The sequence below is a fragment of the Planococcus sp. PAMC 21323 genome (genome assembly GCF_000785555.1).
Taxonomy (GTDB): Bacteria; Bacillota; Bacilli; order Bacillales_A; family Planococcaceae; genus Planococcus.
Map to the genome: position 1 here is coordinate 2,354,162 of NZ_CP009129.1, position 25,398 is coordinate 2,379,559.

Annotated in this window: 20 protein-coding genes; 3 read left to right on the forward strand and 17 right to left on the reverse strand. The window is 34.9% G+C overall.

Annotation, left to right across the window (positions count from 1 at the left end):
• Nucleotides 1-291 precede the first annotated feature (291 nt).
• Nucleotides 292-1,569, reverse strand: a complete 1,278-nt coding sequence (locus PLANO_RS11740) for a glutamate-5-semialdehyde dehydrogenase (protein ID WP_038704633.1) — start codon at nt 1,567-1,569, stop codon at nt 292-294.
• Nucleotides 1,570-1,587: 18 nt separating this feature from the next.
• Complete coding sequence (gene proB / locus PLANO_RS11745) at nt 1,588-2,373, reverse strand: glutamate 5-kinase (protein WP_038704634.1); 786 nt, start codon at nt 2,371-2,373, stop codon at nt 1,588-1,590.
• Between the two features lie 617 nt (nt 2,374-2,990).
• Here proB and PLANO_RS11750 point away from each other — a divergent pair.
• Complete coding sequence (locus PLANO_RS11750; RefSeq protein ID WP_038704635.1) at nt 2,991-4,157, forward strand: O-antigen ligase family protein; 1,167 nt, start codon at nt 2,991-2,993, stop codon at nt 4,155-4,157.
• 236 nt (nt 4,158-4,393) lie between these two features.
• On the opposite strand, the gene PLANO_RS11755 is transcribed toward PLANO_RS11750, so the two are convergent.
• The 4 genes from PLANO_RS11755 to PLANO_RS11770 form a co-directional block, all read right to left on the reverse strand.
• A complete protein-coding gene (locus PLANO_RS11755) occupies nt 4,394-5,023 on the reverse strand; it encodes a DUF7713 domain-containing protein (RefSeq protein ID WP_231554722.1) in 630 nt (209 codons plus the stop codon).
• Nucleotides 5,024-5,299: 276 nt separating this feature from the next.
• Nucleotides 5,300-6,349 (reverse strand): 2,3-butanediol dehydrogenase, encoded by a 1,050-nt coding sequence (locus PLANO_RS11760; RefSeq protein WP_038704636.1) that lies wholly within the window; start codon nt 6,347-6,349, stop codon nt 5,300-5,302.
• Between the two features lie 717 nt (nt 6,350-7,066).
• Complete coding sequence (locus tag PLANO_RS11765; RefSeq protein WP_038704637.1) at nt 7,067-7,525, reverse strand: hypothetical protein; 459 nt, start codon at nt 7,523-7,525, stop codon at nt 7,067-7,069.
• A 914-nt stretch (nt 7,526-8,439) separates the two neighbouring features.
• On the reverse strand, nt 8,440-9,030 hold the full coding sequence (locus PLANO_RS11770) for a TetR/AcrR family transcriptional regulator (protein WP_052124316.1): 591 nt from the start codon (nt 9,028-9,030) through the stop codon (nt 8,440-8,442).
• Nucleotides 9,031-9,179: 149 nt separating this feature from the next.
• Between PLANO_RS11770 and PLANO_RS11775 the strand changes: the two genes are divergently transcribed.
• Together PLANO_RS11775 and PLANO_RS11780 are read left to right on the forward strand one after the other, a co-directional pair.
• The gene (locus PLANO_RS11775) at nt 9,180-10,508 is read left to right on the forward strand and encodes a short-chain fatty acid transporter (RefSeq protein WP_038704638.1); all 1,329 of its coding nucleotides are present in this window, start codon (nt 9,180-9,182) and stop codon (nt 10,506-10,508) included.
• Nucleotides 10,509-10,527: 19 nt separating this feature from the next.
• Nucleotides 10,528-12,045 carry a class I adenylate-forming enzyme family protein gene (locus PLANO_RS11780; protein WP_038704639.1) on the forward strand — a complete coding sequence of 506 codons (1,518 nt, stop codon included), beginning with the start codon at nt 10,528-10,530 and terminating at the stop codon, nt 12,043-12,045.
• Nucleotides 12,046-12,110: 65 nt separating this feature from the next.
• Here PLANO_RS11780 and wecB (PLANO_RS11785) read toward each other — a convergent pair whose 3' ends face one another.
• The 11 genes from wecB (PLANO_RS11785) to PLANO_RS11835 all read right to left on the reverse strand — a co-directional run bounded on the left by wecB (PLANO_RS11785) (nt 12,111) and on the right by PLANO_RS11835 (nt 25,392).
• The gene (gene wecB, locus PLANO_RS11785) at nt 12,111-13,199 is read right to left on the reverse strand and encodes a non-hydrolyzing UDP-N-acetylglucosamine 2-epimerase (RefSeq protein WP_038705451.1); all 1,089 of its coding nucleotides are present in this window, start codon (nt 13,197-13,199) and stop codon (nt 12,111-12,113) included.
• Nucleotides 13,200-13,232: 33 nt separating this feature from the next.
• Entirely contained in the window at nt 13,233-14,459 is a 1,227-nt protein-coding gene (locus PLANO_RS11790) for a nucleotide sugar dehydrogenase (protein WP_038704640.1), read from the reverse strand.
• A gap of 682 nt (nt 14,460-15,141) precedes the next feature.
• A complete protein-coding gene (locus tag PLANO_RS11795) occupies nt 15,142-16,263 on the reverse strand; it encodes a glycosyltransferase family 4 protein (RefSeq protein WP_038704641.1) in 1,122 nt (373 codons plus the stop codon).
• A 39-nt stretch (nt 16,264-16,302) separates the two neighbouring features.
• Complete coding sequence (locus tag PLANO_RS11800) at nt 16,303-17,772, reverse strand: lipopolysaccharide biosynthesis protein (RefSeq protein ID WP_038704642.1); 1,470 nt, start codon at nt 17,770-17,772, stop codon at nt 16,303-16,305.
• Entirely contained in the window at nt 17,765-19,057 is a 1,293-nt protein-coding gene (locus PLANO_RS11805; RefSeq protein ID WP_156108906.1) for an O-antigen ligase family protein, read from the reverse strand. The genes PLANO_RS11800 and PLANO_RS11805 overlap by 8 nt, the downstream gene beginning before the upstream one ends.
• A 29-nt stretch (nt 19,058-19,086) precedes the next feature.
• Nucleotides 19,087-20,277 carry a glycosyltransferase family 4 protein gene (locus PLANO_RS11810; RefSeq protein ID WP_038704644.1) on the reverse strand — a complete coding sequence of 397 codons (1,191 nt, stop codon included), beginning with the start codon at nt 20,275-20,277 and terminating at the stop codon, nt 19,087-19,089.
• Nucleotides 20,278-20,290: 13 nt separating this feature from the next.
• Nucleotides 20,291-20,893 carry a CatB-related O-acetyltransferase gene (locus PLANO_RS15990; RefSeq protein ID WP_197053089.1) on the reverse strand — a complete coding sequence of 201 codons (603 nt, stop codon included), beginning with the start codon at nt 20,891-20,893 and terminating at the stop codon, nt 20,291-20,293.
• Nucleotides 20,894-20,910: 17 nt separating this feature from the next.
• The gene (wecB, locus tag PLANO_RS11820; protein ID WP_038704645.1) at nt 20,911-22,035 is read right to left on the reverse strand and encodes a non-hydrolyzing UDP-N-acetylglucosamine 2-epimerase; all 1,125 of its coding nucleotides are present in this window, start codon (nt 22,033-22,035) and stop codon (nt 20,911-20,913) included.
• Between the two features lie 2 nt (nt 22,036-22,037).
• Nucleotides 22,038-23,150, reverse strand: a complete 1,113-nt coding sequence (locus PLANO_RS11825) for a polysaccharide biosynthesis C-terminal domain-containing protein (RefSeq protein WP_038704646.1) — start codon at nt 23,148-23,150, stop codon at nt 22,038-22,040.
• Entirely contained in the window at nt 23,147-24,172 is a 1,026-nt protein-coding gene (locus PLANO_RS11830) for a nucleoside-diphosphate sugar epimerase/dehydratase (RefSeq protein ID WP_038704647.1), read from the reverse strand. Before PLANO_RS11830 ends, PLANO_RS11825 begins: the two co-directional genes overlap by 4 nt.
• Nucleotides 24,173-24,189: 17 nt before the next feature.
• Nucleotides 24,190-25,392: a glycosyltransferase family 4 protein gene (locus tag PLANO_RS11835; RefSeq protein WP_038704648.1), complete on the reverse strand. Its 1,203-nt coding sequence runs from the start codon at nt 25,390-25,392 to the stop codon at nt 24,190-24,192.
• Between the last annotated feature and the right edge of the window lie 6 nt (nt 25,393-25,398).

Here is a 25,398-nt window from a genome sequence, read left to right on the forward strand (position 1 = left end):
AATACATACTTATTTAGTGAGTTAAATTTATTGTCTAGCACAAAAATTCCAACTTAATATATAGAGTGTTTTATTCATTATTTAATGTGGAGAGACTGGGAGTAATAATGACCGTCTTCTATGGATAAATCATGCCTAGTAAGTTATATGGCATCGGCATCTACAAAAATCTAAGAAATGTTACCTGATTTAATATGCCATTTCTATCTATTCATAGCCTAAAAAAACCATCCACGAAAGTCAGTCTAAACGACTTTCGTGGATGGTCCTTTTTATAAATTACTCATTCAATTATTTCGTCTGTCCATTCCCTCGCACAATATACTTTGTCGAAGTCAACGCTGGCAAGCCCATAGGACCGCGCGCGTGGAGTTTTTGGGTGCTGATGCCGATTTCTGCGCCAAAGCCGAATTCGTCGCCGTCTGTGAATCGTGTTGAGGCGTTGTGGTAAACGGCGGCTGCATCGATTTCGTTGAAAAATTGTTCCACACTCGGAGCATCTTCAGAGATGATCGCTTCTGAGTGTTTCGTGCCGTAGCGATTGATGTGTTCGACAGCGTCGTCGACTGTATCAACTACTTTAATGGCCACTTCAAATCCTAAATATTCTGTTGCCCAATCGTCTTCTGTTGCAGGATCAACACTAGATGAAACTTTCTGTACAGCGTCGTCTCCGTGGATCTTCACGTCGTGTTCTTCCAAAGCCGTAACAAGTTCAGCTAGATGAGAAGCTGCCCAATCTTTCTGTACAAGAATTGTTTCACACGAATTGCAAACAGATGGACGTTGCGTTTTAGCGTTGATCGCAATGTCGATCGCCATTTGTACTTCTGCTGTTTGATCGATAAAGACGTGGCAATTGCCTGCTCCTGTTTCTAAAACAGGTACTGTCGCATTTTGAACGACTGTTTGGATTAGTTTTGCACCACCACGTGGGATCAAGACATCCAAATAGTCGTTGAGTTTAAACATTTGAGATGCTGTTTCGCGACTTGTGTCTTCAAGCAATTGAACCGCTTCAACCGGCAATTTTGTTTTTTCAAGTGCTCGGCGTACTACTTGGACGATTGCTTTATTGGAGTTGATAGCTGTTGAACTGCCACGCAAGACAATCGCATTGCCTGTTTTCAAGCATAGGCTTGAGGCATCTACGGTTACGTTAGGGCGCGCTTCATAGATCATGCCGACGACACCGATCGGTACACGGATTTTGGTCATCGATAGTCTGTTAGGCTGCTCCCATTGTTCGAGGGTTTCTCCGATGGGGTCATTTAACTTGGTTAACTGGACGAGCGCATTGGCCATCGTTTCTAAGCGAGCGGCGTCGAGTGTTAAACGATCAACTAACGAATCGTTCATCCCGGCTTCGCGTCCGGATGCGATGTCTTTTGCGTTCTCTGCCAAAATAAAATCTTGTTCTTCTAGCAATTGAGCTGAAATTACTTGCAAAGCCTCATTTTTCTCGGCTGTTGTTGCTTTCGCTAAGTGGAAAGCCGCCTTTTTTGCTTTTTGTGCTTTTTCGATTAGTTCTGTTTTGGTTTTGCGTTCTTCTGTTAATGTTTCAGTCATTCTTTGTCCCCTTTCAATTTATGAAGTTACTAAAACTTTTGGTTCGACGAGTGACCCAATATACGTGCCGTCGCCTTTTCCTTCGGAAATATCGACAAGCTTTTCACGGCCTTCGCCTGATCCGATAAACACTTGAATGCCTGCATCCACTGCTTTTTTAGCTGCTTCTACTTTCGACTTCATCCCGCCTGTTCCAACACCTGACGCGCCTTCTGCTGTCGCGGCATCTTCCATTTCCTGATGAATTTCTGTCAGGAATGTGTATTTTTCGGCATCTGGATTTTTCATCGGATTGTCTTGATAAATGCCGTTTATGTCTGTCAAAATCATTAAAAAGTCTGCGTCAATGAGCGTGCTGACTAACGCGGACAACATATCATTGTCACCAAACGTCAATTCTTTCATAGCGACCGAATCATTTTCGTTAATGATTGGCAACACGTCTCGTTCTAATAAATTCGATATCGTGGCATTTGCATTTTTGTATAGATCTTTTGTTAAGAGTAATTGTGCTGCAACAATATCGTGTGTTTTGCATTCATCTGCGTATGCTTGCAACAACAACCCTTGCCCAACAGCTGCAGCTGATTGCTTATCTACCACTTTATCTGGTCGCGTTGCGTACCCAATGCTCTTAAATCCGGCTGCTACTGCACCTGATGAAATCAATACCACTTCATGGCCTTGTTCTTTCAAGCGTGCCACTGCCTGTACATGTTCACGCAATTTGCTAATTGACAATTTCCCGTTCAACTCCGTCAACGAACTACTGCCAATCTTTACGACGATTCGTTTCTTCTCCACTAACTACCATCTCCTATTTTCACTGAAAATTCTTTTCTAAAATAAACCCTACTGATCTTGTAGCATGTTTTCTTACTAAAAACTGCGCTGATCTAGATTTTATTTAATTTTATAGACCGAATAAATCTGGCGAAAAAAGTTGTATTTAGTAAATGATGAGCGTTAAATCTTGCTTAGGTTTTAAAACCAAATTGTGGTCTTCTCTTTAAACCCAAGCCTTTTCTCACCAGCGCTTCGCAACGTTCGGTATTGTTTAACGGTCGCGTACAGATGACCTTAAACAAAATCGTAAGTTGCAATGGTAACATATATTTTGTTCGTTTCCAAATTCTATCCATTTTTCAGATCGATTTTTTAGCTGCTAAAGCCTGCTGTATGTAGGAGTGTGGTTATTTATAAAAACTTAAAATAGTTGTTGTGAAGAAATGTACATACGTTAAAATTTTAATGAGCAACTACATTATTCTTTCTTCCATCTTCCCCAATTAAAGTATTTCCACCTAACATCCCCCCTATAATTGAAATTATTATATACTATTACATAAGTGATTCAGGAACTCCGCTTTCAAAATTAAAAGCGAAGTGCTGATTGCAAATTTGAAGTTGAGGTGAAAGATTTGGATTCGACGAAAGCCAGACTCGCTGCAAAAGTTATTGCAACGACCGGTATATTTACTGCACTACTTTTTATGGGCATGCAATTCACGGTACATCATTTTATGAGTAAGGAATCTTTACTTTTTCCGGCCATTATTTTATCCATTGTCTTGCTTTACCATGCGCTGATAGATCGTAAGCTTGTCAGCCAAAAAAGTAATTTAATCGTTCTCGGTTTATTACTGCTTTTCACTACTTATTACGTATTAAACAATAACTCGAATGCACCATTAAAACTTGAATACATAACGTATTTCTTGCTGATTGTTGCACTCTTTATAGCTATTGTATTCTTTAAAAACAGAATTGTAGATAAACGGATGTGGATCGTCTTTACTTTCATTTACGCCAATGTTTTCTTTTTACCAATTCTGCTATCTATCAATATCTTGATTGCCGCAAATTCAAACGGCATCATTGCTTTTTTGCTGCTATTCTTTTGCCTCATCAATCTCAATGAAAAGAACATCATCCTAAAAGTGCTGAATCTATATACGACGATTTTGTTAGTTATCACGTTGTTCACAGCCACTTCTCGAACTGCCATGATGGCTTTCATCATTGTCATCTTTATTTTCTTTGCAATAAAATATCTATCCCGTTTTACGTTCCAACTATTGACTGCATTAATCCTCTTGAGTCCGGTGGTCACTGCACTATATGTTTATTTAAAATATACTTCCATCGGCCAAACTCTAAATGACCTCAGTATTCAGGTTACGGGGAAAATATTCTTTTCAGGGAGAGATCAAATTTGGGGAGATGCAGTAGAAACTGTACTACAGAAAGGTGCATTCTGGACAGGATTAGGCATCAATACTGAATTCGAGAAGCTAGGTGGCTATCTGCATAATCTGTATGTGCAAGTTTTTTATCAAACTGGTTTTATCGGACTCATTTTAGTAGTAGCACTGCTCTTTTCAATCGCATGGGCTGTCGGAAAAGCGAAGGTTTTGGATACTGATGCCAGAGTCTTGATAGGCTATTTTATCGCTATTCTATTTTTACAGGTGTTTGAAGGACATTTGATTTATAAATTCGAAATCATTTCGGTATTGATGTGGATCATCATAGCTTTCCTAATTAGAAAGTCTTCTCATCAGTTGTCACAAGAACAGAAAGCCTGAATAACCATAATAAAAACCAGCAGCCACTCTTTTAACTTAGAGTAGTTGCTGGTTTCCCCCGCTTCCTGGAACCAAATTTTAATAATAATTTCATATATATATAAACTACAAAACTCCATTACCAAGAATCTCATGTTCCCGGTAATGGAGTTACTTATTCATACGATTTTTAAAAAGAATTATAAAGCCCAAGTAGCGAAAATATTTTCTACTCTTTGGCACTTGAATTCAACTGATTATTCGTCCTCAAAATCTTCATCCAGAACAGCCATTCCGTTTTCCCACTCAATCTCCTCGAATCGATCAATCATCTCCAGCTTCACTTGAAATCCCTCATAGCTCATTAGCATCTTGCCAACTTCATTCCAAGTATAGGATTTCCCATCAACCGCTACTAAAGGTATCTGATCATCTGATAAATCCGATTCGATGCGTCCAACTAAACGATCGTTTATTAGTGAATGAAAGTGCTGACCATTTGGAAATTCACCTTTTTGAATATAGATTTCAGCCATTCCTCGTTCAGCCTTGGCTATCAACTCTAAGAACAGCTGTCCTTGATCTACGTCTAGCTCGCCATGGACGGTAAACTGATAACCACCATCTACCAGCTCTTCAGCTTCCATAATGACACCAATTGGATCGAGCGTTTTTCTTAACCGAAAGTGGTGTGGCTCGCCTTCTCCGTCTTGAATCGTTACGCCATCTGGATAACTTGTCGCTTCCACGCTAAGCATATCTGTCAACATCAGGTTATAACAACTCAAACAAAGACGCTCCGACTTTATTGTTGAATTCCAGTGAATATAAGCATCTTTTTTCTCGCATCGATCACATAGCGACATGTCCGCACCTCTTTTTCTCATTTGCTCTTTCTCTTTTACAATAAGCAAAAATAGACGAGATTGAAATAACTAAAAATTTCTCCAGTTGCTCCCTGTGTACGGCTCAGTTATGACTATTTACGATCCTGAATAAAAAAAGGAAAGCTGCCTTTGAAAACCGTTAGGGTTTCTGAAGACAGCTTTTTTCGAATACAATTGTCGTGAATATACTGAATCGCGTCTGTCACAGGGGCGCGATTTTATTCCGTTCAACATAAAAAGAGACAGTCCGTGTTCGGCTGCCTCTCACTTAGAAAACTACATTTCCCCGCTTAATTCAACGAGAATTTTTGATTGGGATTTGTCATTAGTCAGTGCTTCGAACCCTTTTTCCACGATGTCGTCCAATTCAATCTGGGAAGTGATGACACCTTGTGGTTTCAACTGTCCTGTACCGATCAAATCAACCGTTTGCTGGAATGTTGTAGGCGTGTAGGCAATAGACGATGTCACTTTTACGCCTGTACTGGTCAATTGCATAGGATTCCATTCGATCGGGCGTGCAAAAATCGATACAATGACCATTGTGCCCCGTGCACGCGTTACGTCAATAGCCTGTTTGAATGTCGGTGCGACACCGGCCACTTCGAAAGTTACGTCCACACCTTCAGGGATTACATTTTTCAACGCTTCTACAGGATCCACCTGGCCTGAATTGAAGACGTGGGTAGCTCCCAGTTCTTTGGCTTTTTGCAAGCGCTCTTCAGACAGATCGAATGAGAAGATTTTGCTTGCGCCAGCCGCTTTAGCAGCAATAATGGTAAGCAAACCAATCGGACCTGCACCAAATACTGCGACGGTGTCACCAAATTGCATATTGCCTTCTTTAACGGCTTGTACAGCCACCGCTGTCGGTTCGACCAACGCGCCATCCTGCAACGTCATACCTTCTGGTAATTTATAGACAAAGCTCTCACCGGCGTTTACATACTTGGCGAATCCACCGTCAGAGCCCAAACCGATGAATTGGAAACCATCATAGGCATCCACATCTTCCGGCTTGTTGCCGAATGTGTACATAGGGTTAATCGCAACACGGTCTCCTTCTTTGACAGATGTGACGTCTTTCCCAACTTTTTCGACTACCCCCGCAAATTCATGTCCCATTGTGAGAGGAGCCTGTTGGCCAGTCAACTCATTATTTTTCTCAACAGGGATGAAAACAGGACCTTCCTGATATTCATGCAGATCCGAACCGCAAATGCCAGCCCACGCTACACGCACAGTTACTTCATTGTCCTGCAAAACTTTTAGTTCACGTTCTTCCACCCGGATGTCTTTTTCTCCATACCATACTGCTGCTTTCATTTTCCTACCTCCCAGTTTTATAATCCGATTCACTATTCTTTCAGTAAAATATTTGCATTAATAGATTAATTCAAGATAATTATAACACTATATATTTTGCCATTCTAGGAATATACTCGACCAGCGACAAAAATATTTGCAATATTTAATGAAAACACCTTATCTTAATTCTCTTCCTATGATTTTTTTATGTTTTTACTTATATGAGAATTGCTGTAAACGCTAAACTAGAGTAAACAGTTTTCCACAAATAACGGTAAACAGATTTCACCAAATAAGACTCCACAGTTTAGTAACTGTTCCCAGAGAACGGCGCAATTCATAACAATTCAGCTTTCTGTATAAATGATGGAAATCCAAGCTCTTGAACCTTGAGTTCTAGGACTTGGATTTTCTTTTGCATTTATTTGTAGTAAATTGTCTGAATTCTGTAGAATTGTTTCTTTCCCAGGGACGCGAATTTCCACAATTTGCTATTCTTACAGCTTTAATGGAAAACATTCTCCAGGTGGCCCGTGTGTATGGTTCAATTATGACTATTTATCAATCTCACTAACATACACACCCCCTTCGAAATCGATTGATTTCACTGAAGATGGTATTTTCTCTATTCAATCTGTTTGTATAAATTGAATTTTTTCGCTCACAGGGCGCGTTTTTTCTTTTTTAACATATTCGAAAAAGGGGATACACTAGTTTATTTCTCAGGATAGCGATTCAATTGTTATTTAAGATTTCATTCATTTCCTGGATTTGCGCTCTTAAAACTTCAATATTTGGTGTTAAATCATTAATGTCGTCAGATTCATAGGTTCTATTTAAAATAATTTGGATATTATCAATAGCTACTAGAACATTTCCCTTTAATTTTCTTGCTTCGTCGGTTTGTACATCTTTTGAAGTTAAGATTATCTCAGTATTTTCGAATTTTCTACTTAATTCTAAATTCATATCATATCCCTTTTCAACTTGCCAAGTAGTTAAATTTAAACTGTTATTGAAGCTTTCATATTCTTCAAGAAATATTGCAAACTCTTTTGAATCCGGAATGTACCCATCATAAAGAAGCGAACGTAAGGAATTAAAGTCTTGATAATTCTTATATAAATTATAACCATATATTCCTACAAATAAAAATACTACTATGATAAGACCCATTACAATTTTTTTCTTCATCGAGATTCACCTTCACTATATATTATTAGTTTATTACTATATTAATAATACCATCCCCTAATAGTCGAAGGTATCATTTTTTAAAATGCGAAAATATTTATTATAAATAAATATACAGTTTAAGGTAAAAGCATATTAAAATATACGAAACTTTTTTACAATACATAATTCAAGAAGTTGCAGAAATCTGCAGGTGCATATTATCATCCATTAGCCATTACTCACTTACAGTTCTTAGGTTTATTAAGAACGCTATTTTGTCAAAAGGCCTATTCGCATTTTTGTTTGCTGACTGTCAGCATCTATATTTAACATTATCCAACTGAGACAAAATTACCTTCGGTAAGAAACTAGATTTTTCCTGCATAGCTCGTTTCTGCTATATTCAGATGAAGAGGTTCAAAATTTTTTAACCGACAAGTGTTAAAAAAATTGTTGCAGGAACCTTTTGATAAGTCCAATACAGCCTATTGCCTTTATTGCTCGAGTTACCGACAAATAGCGGAAGAAGATTCGCATTCAGAACGGTTTGATCCATAGATTCATATGGAGCGGTGAGCTGTCCGCTTTTTCCCTTTCATTCTTCTTTTTTTCTGCTCTCAAGGGACCGGACAATTCATGACAATTGCACTTCTTTCATAAACTTATACTCTAACTTTAAGGGGGCACTACAGAACCTTGTGTTCATAGGAATATAGCTTCTTTCTCATATAATTGTCATGAATTTTATAAATTGTTTATAATTACTTCTTTTTCATGGACGTAAATTCTTATTATATAGGAGTCGTTCTTTTAGATGGCTATATGCACCGTCTCATGTACAAAGTCTTTCAACTTACTTATGGCGCTAATTCGACAAGGTCTTGACCGTTTCTTCTGTTGGTAAAACCAAATCGATGAACGAATCGCATTTTTTACTTCTCCAGTCCTCGAATCACCACATCAAATAGCAACGCCTGACGTTCAACTAAACTAAACGCGCCTCTATTCATTCCCCAGTCATAAAGGATGCCACGCATGGCATGTATGAGGACGGTATGCATTTGATGCGCTGTCAAATCGTCTCGTATCTCATTGTTTTCGATTCCTTCATTCAACAACTCGATTAAAAATTGATAAAGTGGGCGCGCGGGGTTACTAAAATAACTTTCGCGTTCTGGATTGAGTTCTTGCTCGTAGATGGTTCGTACCACATCCCATCCTAAGTCTTGTTCAATGTAAGTCATTTGCATGAATAAAAACTGTTTTAGTTTTAGGGTGATGACTTTTTCCGCTTTGAGTTGAGGAAACAACTCTTCTACGTAAAAATTATCGATTTCTTTAAATTTTTCTGCGAAAATCTCGTGTTTGCTTTTAAAGTGATTATAAAAGGCACCTTTAGAAGAATCGGCTTTTTCGATAATTTCGTCGACCGTTACATTGGTAAAGCCTTTTTCGTTAAACAAGGCTAAAGCAATTTTCGAAATTCTATTTTTGGTTTGTTGTGCTTTTTCTTGTCTGCTCATCTAAAAACCTCTCTTTATCAGAATATTTAAAATTGACTTGACAAAGGAACTTCAGTCTGCGAAATTATATTCATAGACTATAGTCTATATACATACCTATTACTAGTCAACGTCATGAAAGCGTCTACACGACAAGGAGGAATTATTGCATGTTAAGAAAAATATCACAACGTTTTAATGTGGGGGTTGAAAACTATTTACCAAACGCTTTTATTTTCGCCATTCTTCTTACCTTTTTAACTTTGATCTTAGGAATGACCGTTACAAGCCAATCGTTAACGGAAATGACCACGCATTGGTACACAGGATTTTGGAACTTCCTAGCCTTTACCACACAGATGATTCTGATTTTAATCACAGGCTATGCATTAGTAAAAGCACCCCCTGTCCAAAAATTATTGGTTCGTGTGGCATCCATTCCGAAAACACAAAAATCTGCATTGATCTCCACCATTCTTGTTGCAGCTGCAGCCGGCTATCTTAGCTGGGGACTTGGCTTTGTGCTTGGCACCTTGTTTGCCATTGAAGTTGCGAAAAATGTAAAAGCGGCAGACTTTCGTATTTTGATTGCCGCTGCGTATACAGGTACTATTGCCATCTTGCCCGCAAGTATTACCGTAACAGCACCCCTTCTTGTCAATACACCGGGGCATTCGCTTGAAGCGGAAATCGGCTTGATTCCACTAGCTGAAACTATTTTTAGTCCCACGCTATTGCTTACGGCTTTTTTGGGACTGGTCGTGGTCTTGTTCGCTTATATTAAAATGATGCCAAAATCCGATGAAGTCATCCCTTTTGAAAAAGACGTGGATGTCTTTGTGGTTGAAAAATTAGCACCAGCTAAAACAGTTGCCGAAAAAATGGACCGTAGCAAAATCCTAAATTACCTTTTAGTCGCACTGGGAACCATTTGGCTTGTCCAGTACGTCTCGTTGAATGGCTTTAACTTAGAATTAAACATTTTGAATTTCTTCTTTATTATATTAGGTCTTGCCTTACACGGTACACCGATTAGCTACATTAACGCGATCACGGCAGGTATGCCTTCTGCTTCAGGAATTCTTTTACAATTTCCATTTTATGCAGGAATTATGGGTATGATGGTGGGTTCAGGACTGATTGCTGTGATTTCGCAAGCCTTCGTTTCCATTTCAAACGAATACACTTTCCCACTGCTGTCGTTCTTATCGGCAGCTGTTGTCAACATTTTTGTGCCATCCGCTGGCGGTCAATGGCAAATTCAAGGTCCCATTATGTTGGAAGCGTCTAGAGCATTCAATATTCCGATTTCTTCCGTTGTGAACACCGTCACTATTGGAGATTTGGTTACCAACCTAATGCAGCCATTCTTTGTCTTACCTGCACTCGGACTATCGGGTCTTGGGTTAAAAGATATTTGGGGATATTGCTTAGTGTCTATGGTGCTGTTAATGATTGTGGCTGGAACCATCGTCACTGTCATTCCGTTAATTCTGTAACTTGAAAGGAGTTTTTTCTATGCTCACTCATGGTCATCATACAATTTATACAATGCTTGAAAAACAAGCCTTGCAACACCCTTCCAAAGAGTTTCTTGTTTTCGAAGACGCTAATTATAGCTACACGGAAATGCTCCAGCGAGTAAATCAACTCGCTCGCTGGTTTGAAGCTCAAGGCGTTGAAAAAGGCGATACCGTCGCTGCCTTTTTATCAAATTCTCCTTTGTTTTACGAAACCTGGTTTGCGTGTGGCGCAATTGGTGCAATTTTACTGCCAATTAACACAGCAGCTACTGCATCCGAACTCGACTATTTCCTTGAGCATTCCGAAAGCAAAGGGTTTTTATATGAAGCGGACTTAATCAACAATACTCATTTAGAAACGGCTCATCAAAAATCGTTGAGATTTTGTCAAGTAAGTCATGCGGCGTGGTACCAGCAACTCGAACAATATCCGAATGAAAACATTGCAAAAGACGTTTCTCCAAGTGATGTTGTGGGCATTATGTATACTTCCGGTACTACGGCTAAACCTAAAGGTGTGTTAATAACACACGAAAACTATTTGTTCGCAGGACACTCGTCAGTGTTATACCAACAATTAACTCCAAACGACCGATACTTGGTGTTCTTACCGTTATTTCACGTCAATTCCCAGTACTATACATCAATGGCGATGTTGGTTTGCGGAGGCACCATTGTATTGGAAAAACGCTTTAGTTCCTCTACTTTCTGGGACACGGTCGATCAACACAAGCCGACCGTCACCAGTATGGTCGCTACAACCATTAAAATGTTGCTCGAAAAACCACAACACCCAAAAGAAGCCACTAATAGCTTGCGACAAGCAGGCTACGGCTTGTTTGTCCCTACGCCAGACCTTAAAAAATTCCAATCACGTTTTGGCGTCAAGTTGTTTCAGTGGTACGGAATGACCGAGTCAATTACGACCAACATTGTAGTGCCATTATACGAAGACATGCCAGTGGATCCTGAAACCGGCATTTCGTCGATTGGAAAAGCAGCTCTTGGCCACCAAGTCAAAATCATCGACGAACAAGGTCAAGAACTGCCTCCTAAACAAGTCGGTCAAATTATTGTCAAAGGACCTTCGTTTATGAAAGGCTATTACAAAAACCCAGAAGCGACCGCGCAATCCGTGCAAAACGGTTGGCTATACACGGGAGACAATGGCTACTTTAACGAAGAAGGCTTTATTTGGTTCGTTGACCGTAACAAAGACATGATCAAACGGGCCGGTGAAAACATCTCATCTATTGAAATTGAAAACATTTTATCCAACCACCCTGCCATTCAAGCATGTGCAGTCATCGGTGAACCTGACCCCTTACGCGAAGAGGCCGTCATTGCATATGTAAAACTATACGATGGAGCTAAATTAGAAGAAAACGAATTACACGATTTTTGCGCAAAAGATCTCTCCTATTTCAAAGTGCCACAAGAATTCCGCATCCTTGATGATTTCCCAAGAACCTCGATTGGGAAAATCCAAAAAAACTTATTGCGTGGGAAATGACAAAAAACCGCTCACACTTTTGTGTGAGCGGTTTACTTTAGTTAGATGAACATTTTTTAAAAAACTTATAGATTCTCTGTTTCTAAAATATCAGCAATCCGTTTACTAGCAAAGCCATCTCCATACGGGTTACTTGCTTTACTCATTGACTCATATTTCGCTTCATCTTCTAACAATAATTTAAAAGCGTTATATATCGTTTCTTCGTTGGTTCCAACTAGCTCAAGTGTTCCTGCTGCAATTCCCTCAGGGCGTTCTGTTGTATCGCGCATCACTAGAACGGGTTTACCTAAACTTGGTGCTTCTTCTTGAATACCACCACTATCCGTAATGATAATATGAGAATTAGCTAAAAAGTTATGGAAATCGACAACTTCCAAAGGCTCAATTATTCTTACCCGATCCATATCACCCAAAATTTCTTTTGCTGCTTCTCTCACTACTGGATTCATGTGAATCGGATATATGGCTTTAATATCTGTGTGCTCTTCAACAATCCGCTTGATTGCTTTGAACATATTACGCATAGGTTCTCCAAGATTTTCTCTTCGATGAGCCGTAATCATAATAAGACGGCTATCGGAGGCCCAGTCCAACTGCTCATGAGTATATTCCTCAGAAACCGTTGTTTTTAAGGCATCGATTGCTGTGTTGCCGGTAACAAAAATAGATGCTGGATTTTTACCTTCGTTTAACAAGTTCTGTTTTGAAATTTCAGTGGGTGAGAAATTGTAGTTTGCTACAATGCCAACTGCTTGACGATTAAACTCCTCTGGATAAGGCGAATAAATGTCATAAGTTCTAAGACCTGCCTCAACGTGCCCAACTGGAATTTGCAAATAGAAACAAGCAAGAGACGTGACAAACGTTGTCGAAGTATCCCCATGCACTAAAACGACATCCGGTTTTACTTCTTCTAAAATACTCTTCATTTTCTCAAGAATGTTGATGGTTACATCAAATAAAGTTTGCTTGTCTTTCATAATTGAAAGATCAAAGTCAGGTACTACATGAAAAGCATCCAAAACTTGTTTTAGCATTTCTTTGTGCTGACCCGTTACACAGACAACTGTTTCTAACGTATCTCTTGTTTTAAGTTCTTGCACCAACGGACACATCTTAATGGCTTCAGGACGCGTACCAAATACGACCATTACTTTTTTAGCCAAATTTATAACCACATTTCTTTATAGTTTGTAAGAATTTTCTAGCGTGCAAATATTTTTTGTATCCAGTACAAATTTATCTTTCAGCATATCCATATTTTCTTTAATATGATCATGACCTACCATAACTACTACAATTTCCACATCATTGACGAAAGTATCAAAATCCATGATTTGGTTATCCACTAATTGTTCTTTTACAAACGGATCAAATACTTTTACGCCAAATGCCAAATGCTCATCTAATCGTTCTAGTAATTGAAGAGTTGGACTTTCTCTTGTATCGTCTACATTTTCTTTGTAAGCAAGGCCATACAAACCTACTTTTTTGATATCGGTAATGTTGTGCTCACGCATAATGTCTCGAATGCGCCCCAGTACGTGGCGTGGCATAGAATCATTGATTTTACGAGCAGCTAAAATCAAGTTCGTTAAATCTGGGTAATCTCCAACCAAGAACCATGGATCAACTGAGATACAATGTCCTCCAACTCCTGGTCCAGGTTGTAAAATGTTTACTCGCGGGTGCTTATTAGCTATACGTATAATTTCATAGACATCTATATTATCTGTACGACAAATCTTAGCCAGTTCATTTGCAAAAGCAATATTGACATCACGATATGTATTCTCTACAACCTTCGACATTTCAGCAGAACGAATATCCGTTAAAAGAATTTCCGACTTACAGAAACTAGCATATAATTCTTTAATTCGAGCAGCTACTTCTAAGTTATCTGCACCAATTGTTCTAGAGTTATACTCCAACTCGTATACCATGTTTCCAGGGATAATTCTCTCCGGTGCATGTAGCAAGTGAATGTCTTCTCCAATTACAAATCCTCTTGCTTCAATAATAGGTCGAATATGACGATCTATTGTACCTGGTGAAATAGTAGATTCAACAATAACAGCTGCACCTTTTTTGCACACATCTAATACACTATTTACTGCAGAAATAACATAGATAGGATCAAGCTTTTTACTTTCTTCAATATAGGGTGTTGGCACTGCGAGAATATAAGTATCTGTTTTTTTGTATTCTGTAGAGAATTCTACCCCATTAGCTCGTGCTTCCTCAAAAAGTTCTGGAAGACCCTCTTCTTCAAATGAAAGTTTTCCTTGGTTTAATGAATCTACTATACCTTTATTGTAATCCGTACCTACTACTTTTACTCCGTTTTTTGCAAACATCAATGCTGTAGGTAATCCTATATATCCCATACCAACGATATTTATTATAGACATTAATAGTTTCTCCTTTTATTTGTATTTTACTCTTCTATTTAATAGATTATGGTTACTTGTTAAATTTCTTATATTAAATCAATCGATGTTATTCAAAATTAAGTTACACAAGATAAACTGGGAATTTAATGTATATTTGTATTTCTGAATTAAGCCAAACTCTAAATGAAATTCTTCGATACCTCAAAAGGGATGTTTTGGCACACAGTTAAAAGTCAAATAAAAAGATAACATTTTTTGGACTATCTCATTGAGTCTAGCGACCATAAAGTATAATAGCTCAAGTAGTTATCGTGTATTAAATAGTGCGTGATCCAAATGAACTCTGCTTGTTTCATAGGAGGGAACATATGGTATTCAACGAAATTTTATTGTCTGAGAAAAAGTCACTTTCCTAAATTGAGGAGTAGTTAAAAAGAATTAAGAGCACCAACCACTATGAATTAAATGCTGTAATGCGTATAACATCTTTTTAACGCAGTTTAATTCCGATGTCAAACTGGGAAAATTGCGGCTGTATACCACTAGACGATTTATCTAGATAACTTCCATTATATCCTGGATAAATTAGAAATAAATTTTTAGACAACTTATATAAATTGTGGGGTAATTACGTAATCCAACTTCACTGCCATCCTAGTTAAATGCAAGAGTTTAAATAAATAATATTTGCAAATATTGTTTATTTAGATTCATTTAAAATTTTCATTACCACATTTTCGAAAATTTTAATATTATTACTTCCATCGAATCTATTAATTGCAAATTCTTTAGTATTTGCTTCCATGATATTCATAAGTTTTTCATTTTCTAAAATTCTTATTACTTCTTTTCCGAATGCTTGTGGGGATTTTTCATTTATTAAAAATCCAGTTTTACCATTAACTATGTACTCACTCATTATTTCACTATTTACAGAAATTAAAACTTTGCCATTACGCGGAACAATTCCCATCCCGGCACTTTTTTCATTTGCATAAACTCCTAAATCAATTATTTTCATTAGATCATCAACATCAGTCCGATTCCCACTAAAAATAACTTTATCTAATACATGATTTTTTTTCGCCATTTCTATCAAAACTTTTTTTAATGGTCCATCGCCAATTATTAAAAAAACTGCATTATCAATCTTTTCTAAGATTATTGGTATCATTTGGATGTATAATTCAAGACCTTTATTTTCAGCTAATCTTCCAATAGAACAAATTACTCTTTTTTCTTCATCAATTCCTAATCCTTTTTTAATTCTCTTTATTTTTTCTTTAGAAATTCCAAAATCTAAATCATAATATCCATAAATAGTAGTTATTTTTTCAGTTTTAACTCCTACCTCTACCAAGTCTTTTTTTGTCGCTTTATTAAAAGTAATAAAATGATTCGTCCATTTTTCAAAAGGTAAATATTTTAAAGTCTTAGCATTTTTTCTTTCGTATTTACTAATGAAGTTAGGCTGTGATCTAATGTGCTTGATATTAGTAATCTTTGCTGCTATAGAACCGATATAATAAAGAATAGGATCTTGAGTATGGATAATATTAATTTTATTTTCTTTGACATAACTACAAATTTTAAAAAAGTATAAAATATTGAAAAAGGACTTAATTTTTAATACGTCGCCTATTTTTTTTATTTTAACCTCTTCTTGATTTAATTCTTGTTTAAGAAGTCCTTCCTTAATGTATAACACAAAAATATTAAACTTTTTTTTATCTAAAGAATTTATCATACTTAGATTTACTCGTTGGACTCCGCCTACATCAAATTTATGAACTAAAAAGAGTATGTTTATCTTTTTATTCATTACACTCATCCTTCCTTAAAACATAAAATATATCGTGCGTTACACTCGCTCCTTTACTATATTAAAATGCTTAAGGAAATTTTTTAATGTCTGAATTTCTTTTTTGTTAAATAGAAATGACAGGACTATATATATAAATATCCCTGTAATTATTTGAACTATCATTAAAAAAACAGCTGATTGATTTAAATATTCTCCAGCTAACCAAACGAAAAAACCCATTATTATTGAATTAATCAATGTTGGATAAACGTCTTTTAATTGTAAATATAAGTTATAATTAATCTCTTTTCCAGAAGTGTAGGCACTTATAAATAAACTAACATACGAATTTATAACTGAAGCAACCATTAAACCTAAGATTCCTGATTCCGAAAAAATAGCTATTACAAGCAAGACTGTGAAAACAGTTTTTTTTATAAGTTCTAATTTAATAAATAAATCTGATCTATTCTTTATTTGTAAAATATTAAAATTTATCGCTTGAAGAGGATAAAGTAGCCCCGCAACACTTAGAATTTGAAAATAGCTCACCATAGGAATCCATTTTTCTCCGAATATTAATAAAACTAATACAGGAGCAATTGCTGCCGTTCCGAATATAAGGGGGAAATGAAAGAATACAGATAACTTTATAATTTTTCTATATGATTCTCTTAATCGATCATTGTCATCTTGTATAGTAGATAACACAGGATATGATACGCGTTGAACTGCCACAGATATCGATTGTGAAATCATGTCTTTTAGTTTTACAGCATTTGTATAATAACCAAGTTGAGTTGCAGAATATTGCTTACCAATTATTGCACTTAAAGAGTTACGATAAATTGAGTCAATTAGATTTGAAATTAATAGTCTTATCCCAAAGCTATAATATTTTTTTAGAGAGATTTTACTAAACGTCAAACTTGGTGTCCATTCTGAACTTCTCCATATGAGTACTAAATATATAGTTTTACTTAATAAATTATGAATAACTAAAACCCAGATTCCCATTCCAATTGAAGCTAAATATACAGCTATAACTCCAGAGACACCATTAGAAAACAAATTTATTTTTGTTAGGTATTTAAAATTCAGATTTTTTGTTAAAACAACTTTTTTAACTATTCCTAAAGCATTTAGAATAATTAATAACCCAAATACTTTTAAAATATTAACTATAGCTGGTTCATCAAAAAATAAACTTATAGGCTTAGAACTTGCGAATAAAAGTAAATAAATAAATATTGATAGCATAATATTAAAGTAAAAAATTGTTGAATAATCTCTGTTAGTCGTATTTTTATCTCTTATTAATGCTTGTGAGAATCCACTATCAACTAAAGAATTAGAGATGTTTATAAATATTAAAACAATTCCAATTAAACCGAAGTGTTCTGGTAAAAGTAACCTAGCTAAAATAATTTGAATAAAGAACTGAATACCTTGATATCCTAAAAAATCTAGAACAGTCCAATATATTCCTCCTGCTGCTTTTTTCTTTAGAGATATTTTTTCATTCATAGTTTTTTTCCTTTGTTTCATTTTCGATATCAATTCTCATAGTTTTTTTAAAATTTATATTTTCATTAGTAAAGGTAGAAGTAAAAACTAATATTAAAACAAACCAAAGTTCTGAAGATATCAAATAAGTTCCACTAAACATTAGCATTACTAGCGGATATAAAAACAATATTATTATAATTGTATTCTCTTTATTTACTTTTATCATTTTATTTAGTTTAACAAGAAAAAGAATAAATAATGTAGAAACAATTGCTAAATATATTACCCCTCCACCTAGTAAGATTTCTAAAACAATATTGTGTGGAGAAAAAGGCAAAAATTCCCAATAACCAAAAACACCATATCCCATTACAGGACTTTCTTTTATTAAGTTAAGCGCGTAACTATAAACTATATCTCTGCCAGATGTACCAGACCAATTAATTAAGTCATCACCTTCAACAAATTGAAATACTCTTGAGAATCCATCTGAGAAAATATGGTTCTTCATAAAAAACGGAAATAGTAATTGAATAGTAATTACGCTACTTAAAAATAAAAAAATAAAAAATAATATATTTTTTTTCTTTTTTGATTTCATAATTAAAATTGCTATAACTAGTGTATAAACACTAACAAGAACAATACCACCGCGTCCTCCGGATATTATCACACCAAGAATTTGAATGAAAAGCAAAAAAATACAAAACATTTTATATGATATTTTTTCCGTAAAATCTAGCCTTATATGGTGGCTTCCTAGTGTTAAAAAATATAAGTTCAATCCATAAGCAAATGCTGCAATATAGGATGCTGATTGATAAGTAGCTCCTCCTATTGAAGAAAAACTTTGACCAGATATAAAAGGAATAAAAGCTGAATTTATGATTGAAAAACTAAAAATCAGCATTACAATTTCTATATACTTTATAAGTTCGAAAAAACTTTTTTTCATATTTATATAAATAGCAATGTATGCAGCTGGTACTGACCACAACAAGAAATAAGCATAACTTAAAAATGCCGATTTGCTATAAGTATCATTAGTGAAAAAACTAAGTAAATACATTACTAAAAAAATAAAAGGTAATGAGTATGAAAGTAAATCTTTTTTATTTACTTTTACATTTTTTCTAAATAAGTATAAAATGCTTAATAAAAAGCAAAAACAAGCCACTCCTGAGCTATAAACCAAATAAATTTTACTCTCATCTAGTCCATTGTAGTTGTATCCTACTATCGCAGATATTGAGAAAAACAAATTCACACTAAAAATTCCAAAAATAAGTATTATTTTATTCAAATCACCTCTACCGCCCTTGTACAGCTTAATCAAATTTCGTGAAACCTATTGTATTCATCTGTTAATACCCTCGTATATTGATCAACGATATCTACATAATCATAATTTTTTTTAACGTAATTTAATGCATTATTTGAAATTTCCCCAATTTCTTCTTGGCTCATGTTAGCATATAGTTCTATTTTCTCCCTTAAATCTATACTAGAATTAACTTGGTATAATTCTCCATTACCGTGTGCTAATCTACCTTTGTTTATATTATTATTTTCAGCAATTACTGGAAGACCTGAAGCTTGAGCATCATAGAAGCTTAAACTACATTGCTTAGGAAAAACTGAGAGGTCAGCCATTTGGTAAAATGCCGATAAATTAACATACTCCTGTGTAGGAAAGCGAAGAATTCTATTCGCACTTTTTTTGAAAAGTTTTTCAACTTCTTTTTCATATTCTCCATTAGCATTCCCTACTGCTATTAATATTACTTTTTTATTAGTATTAAATTTTTTGATAAACGAATCTGCTAGTATCTTACCTCCTTTACTTTCATTTAGCTTTCCTGTGTAAATTACAACAAAATCATTTTCATTTATATCATATTTTTTTCGCATATTTCTTTTATTAGTCAAACTTGGATAAAAGAGAGTAGTATCTGAACCAAATGAAAGAAAAGGTGTTTGTTCTTTTGGAATTTTTAAATGCTTATTTACGTAATTATCATCTTGAGTTCTAATTACTACTAATTGATGTTTCTTTAGAATTGGCGTAATAAAAGTCCTGTAATAAAAGCGAAATAAATTACTTAAAGGATTTTTTGAGGCCATTTCCAACATATGATTATCAAATACAATTGGGATTTTTATATTTTTATATTTTTTTGTAATAATCATTGAAGACAAAGTATCATTAGTATGACAAAGTATTATGTCAGGTTTCAACTTTTTAATCATATTAATAAAGCCTCTTTTATAAATAACACGACCACTGACTACTTTATAGATAGGTAATCTAATTATTTTTACTCCATAGGTTTCCATGTATTTACGATCTTCTTCTTCAATATCGACTTGTGTTCCGAATTTCGAAAAAGTAGGATGTTTGTCAATTTTTTCCGAAGTCAATATTATAACTTCATGACCTTGTTTTACTTGGTATTTTGGAAGAATATTTATTTGATAACCGAAAGAAGGATGGAACATTTCATCCCAATGCAGAATTCTCATTTAATTAACCCCATTATAAGATTTTAGTAAAACTTTTTATATCATGAATTTTTGTAGATATATTTTTTAAACTAGTATTATCATATGTCCACCATTCACTCTTTTGAAGCATGGAAATAGTTTCTTCATCAAATCTTTTGCGAATCAACCTTGCGGGATTACCTGCCCAAATCTCATATGGACCAACATTTTTTGTTAAAACTGATCCCATTCCAATTATTGCTCCATTACCAATATGTAGTCCACTTTTTATTAATGAATTATTTCCAATCCATACATCACTTCCAATAACTGTTTCTTCCCCTGTGATAAAAGTGTGATTTGAAAAATTTTTTTTCATTACATTTTTTTTATTATGAAATACTGGAGAAGTTGACCCCCATTCTATCGGATGACTTGCACCTCCAATAATACAGTTATCTGCTACTGAACAAAAGTTTCCTATTCTTGCCTGAAGGACTGTGCAAGAGTTTCCAATATAGGTATACTTACCTATATTTGTATTTACTATATGAGATGCTGAACAAATTTTAGAAGATTTATGTATTTTTGAATTTTTAATTGCTGGTATGTGAATTTTTTTTACAATCTTTGAAATTAAATATAAAATATTCAAGGTTTCACCTGCTATTTTTATTTTCTCCACACTACTTTATTTACATAATCCGTATACGATATTATTATTCTAATTACCTTTTCAGAAACGTTTGGCATGTTATAATCTTTAACTATTCTTAATATATTCTCATTTTGATTTTCTAAAATAGCTAGCCCTTGCAAAATTCTATCTTTCTCTAGTCCAACCATCATGACAGTCCCTTCCTCCATTGATTCAGGTCTTTCATGTGCTTGCCTAATATTGAGTGCTTTAAAGCCTAGAATCGAAGATTCTTCACTAATAGTTCCACTATCACTTAGAACTGATTTTGATTTCATTTGTAGTTTTACGTAATCATTAAAACCTAATGGTTTCAGTATCTTGATCAATGAATTGAATTTAATCTCTTTAGCATCAATCATTTTTTGAGTTCTAGGATGAGTACTTATAATTATTGGCATACCATACTTATCTGCAATTGCATTTAAACTATCGCATAGGTCCATAAAGTTCTTTTCAGAACTAATATTTTCCTCACGATGAGCTGAAACTACAAAGTATTTATCTTCTTCAAGATTCAATTTGGTCACAATGTTTGATTTTTCAATGTCTTCTTTTCTTGAATTAAGAACTTCGAACATAGGGCTTCCCGTCTTAATAATCCGATCTGCTGGAAGACCCTCTCTTAATAAATATTCTCTAGCAATATCACTGTAAGTTAAATTGATATCCGCCGTGTGATCGACAATTTTCCGATTCGTTTCTTCTGGAACACGCTGGTCAAAACAACGATTTCCGGCTTCCATATGGAAAATAGGAACCTGTCTTCTTTTAGCTGCAATTGCACATAAGCAACTGTTTGTATCGCCGAGAACTAGCAATGCTTCTGGTTTAACTCCTTCTAAAATCGGATCGATTTTCACAAGAATATTACCGATTGTTTCTACAGCTGTACCATTTGCTGCATTTAAAAAATAATCCGGCTTTCTTAAGTTAAAATTCTCGAAGAAGACTTCATTTAATTCATAGTCATAGTTCTGACCAGTATGTACAAGAATATGTTCAATTGCATTCGATTCTTCCAGTTTATTGATCACTGCTGAAAGCCTGATAATTTCAGGTCTGGTTCCTACCACTGTCATTACTTTTAATTTCTTCATTCTTATACCTCCAAATAATGAGTGTCTGGCTTCTCTGAATCAAAGCTTTCGTTCACCCACATTACAGTCACTAAATCCGTATCTCCCACATTCACAATCGAATGTGTGTATCCTGTCGGAATATCAACTACCTGCAGCTTTTCACCATTCACATAATACTCAATTATTTCTTCCGAATCAATATTTCTGAATCTGATTAGACCTTTACCACTTACCACTAAAAACTTTTCATTCTTTGTATGATGCCAATGATTTCCTTTAGTGATTCCAGGTTTAGAAATATTAACCGAAACTTGCCCGCGATCAGGAGAGCGCAAGAATTCTGTAAAAGATCCACGGTTGTCCACATTCATTTTCAAGTCATATGAAAAATTATCATTTGGTAAGAAGCTAAGATATGTACTATACAATTTTTTTGTCAATTCATCGCTCATAGTCGGCACTGCTAAAGAGTTTCTGCTTTCTTTAAAGCTTCTGATTCGATCAGCCAAGTCACCTAATTCAATCTTATGTGTAACTGGTACAACACAAAGATTGTTGCATACAGTAGGAATGCCTTTTAAAGCTCTAAGAAATTCATCAAGAACATCATCGATATAAGCAAGATCAAGAAGCGCCGTAGAATTGTTTACCTGGATATCTAAATCTCTGGCTACGTTATAGCAATAAGTCGCAACTACTGTATTGTAATTTGGCTTGCTCCATTTACCGAATAAATTTGGCAAACGGTACACAAATACGTTTGCTCCTGTCTCGTTTGCATAAGCATGTAATTCATCTTCTCCAGCTTTTTTACTCTTACCATACGGATTATCTTTCTCAGCCTGAATGGAAGATGTGATTAATACCGTAGCTTTGTTTTCATTTTTTATTAAGAGTTGAAGTAGTTGTGAAGTTAACCCTTGGTTACCTTCCATGAATTCACTTTCATTCAGTGGCCGATTAACACCCGCTAAATGAAAGACGAAATCGCAGTCTTTTGTGAATTTTTCAAGCTCCTCCAAAGAGTTTTCTCTATTAAATAGATACAACTCTTCAAAGCCCTGATTTCTTAATTCTGCTACTAAGTTTTTACCAACAAATCCATTGGCACCTGTCACCAAAATTTTAGTCATTGCGTAACACCCATTTTTGCTAATTCTTCTTGTACTACATCTAGACTTAATAAAAGATCTTTGATTTCCTGCATATTCAAGCGATGAGTGTTATGAGAGTTATATTCCCAACCTTCAGAGATTTCTTCCTCACCTTCAGTGAAATATTTATTGTAATTCAAATCACGATTATCAGCAGGGATTCGGTAATAGCCCCCCATATCTGTGGCAACCGCCATTTCTTCTCTAGTCAAAAGAGTTTCATATAATTTCTCTCCATGACGAGTTCCAATCACTTCAATTGGGTTGTCTGCCTTGAACAACTCTTTAAGAGCCTGAGCAAGTTCACCAATTGTAGAAGCTGGAGCTTTTTGGACAAAGATGTCTCCCTGGTCCGAGTTTTTAAATGCAAATAGCACTAATTCAACAGCGTCTTCTAAAGACATCAAATAACGTGTCATTGCAGGATCTGTAATTGTCATTGGTTTGCCAGATTTAATCTGATCAATAAATAGAGGAATAACAGATCCACGTGAAGCCATTACATTGCCATAACGTGTACTACTGATAGTCGTATCATCCATATCTACTGTTCTCGACTTAGCAACAGTCACTTTTTCCATCATTGCTTTTGAGATTCCCATTGCATTGATTGGATATACAGCTTTGTCAGTAGAAAGACATATTACTTTTTTAACGTTATTTTGAATTGCTGCATTCAGCACATTTTCTGTTCCCAACACATTAGTTTTTACAGCTTCCATTGGGAAAAATTCACATGAAGGAACTTGTTTAAGTGCGGCTGCATGAAAAACGTAATCTACATTGTTCATTACAGTATTAAGGCTATTAACATCTCTTACATCGCCAATATAATATTTTACTTTTGGATTATTAAGACGTTTCCGAATATCTTCTTGTTTTTTTTCATCTCTAGAGAAGATGCGAATTTCCTTGATGTCTGTATTTAAAAACCGGTTTAGTACTGCATTACCAAAAGAGCCTGTTCCTCCAGTGATTAATAATACTTTATTTTTAAACATATTTTTACCTCTTTCTTTTACTCAAAATGACTCATAATGATATCGTATGAATGCTTTGAAGTATAATTTTCCTCTAAATACTTTCTAGCATTATGTCCCATTTTTTCTCTAACAGCTTTATCAGACAGTTGTCTTAATTTTTCACTAAATATTTGTACATCTTTACTCTCGCACCAATAACCAAATTCATTTTTTTCTATTATTTGACCAATATCGGTATTTGAGTCGGTCGTCGCTAGTACAGGCATAGATGCTTGCATATAAGAGAGGATTCTTGACGGGAAATTAGGAATAGTAAAACGGTGATCCAAGAATATTAAACCAACATCGCAAGAGTTCGCCAAAACTTCGTAATCGTTTTTAGGCAATTGTTTAAATAATTGTGCATTTATTGGTTGATTAACTTTGAAGTAATTCTGAATTTTGTTAAACTCTGTACCAGATCCTGCTATTATGAAATAAACTTCATTATTATTTCTATTTGCGTACAAACATTCAATTAAAAAATCTATTCCTTGGGGCTTGCCAAGATTTCCACCATATATGAATACTGTTTTATCAAAAGGTATATTATACTTTTCTCTAATTCTTGTAATCTGTGAGTTATCATTGTTAACTTTAACAACCTCTATACTATTAGGACTTATTTCGACCTTCTGAGAATTTAAATCCAAATTATGATTTAAAATAAATTCTACATTAGCTTGAGACATACATCCAATATAGTCTGACTGCTTGTATAATTTCTTTTCTTTTAATCTAAAATATTTATATATAAGGTTTTTTTTGCTAAACATATTTAAATCTACTGCATTTTGTGGAAAAATATCTTTAAGTAATAAATATGATTTAGCATTATCTCTCTTTTTAATATATCCAATTACTTTTTCAAAAGTAATTGGGGGAGTTGAATATATTATCAGGTCAAATTTGATATTCTTAAAGTATTTTTTAATAGCTTTTAAAAATAAACTTTCTATACATAGTGTCGATATTCCTTTTTCTAAGTTATTGACTTTTGTGATATTTCCGATTTTTACTTTTAAAAAATTCACTCCGTTTTCACTTATAAATTCAGTTGGTTTATTTACTCTTTTTTCTCTAGGACTCACAATGTACATTTGATGGCCATTATCTCTAAATTCTCTTAGTAAATCGGTATATAGTCCGCGATCTTCAATATTATTCAATTTACCAATCGATAAAAATAATATATTCACTTTCTC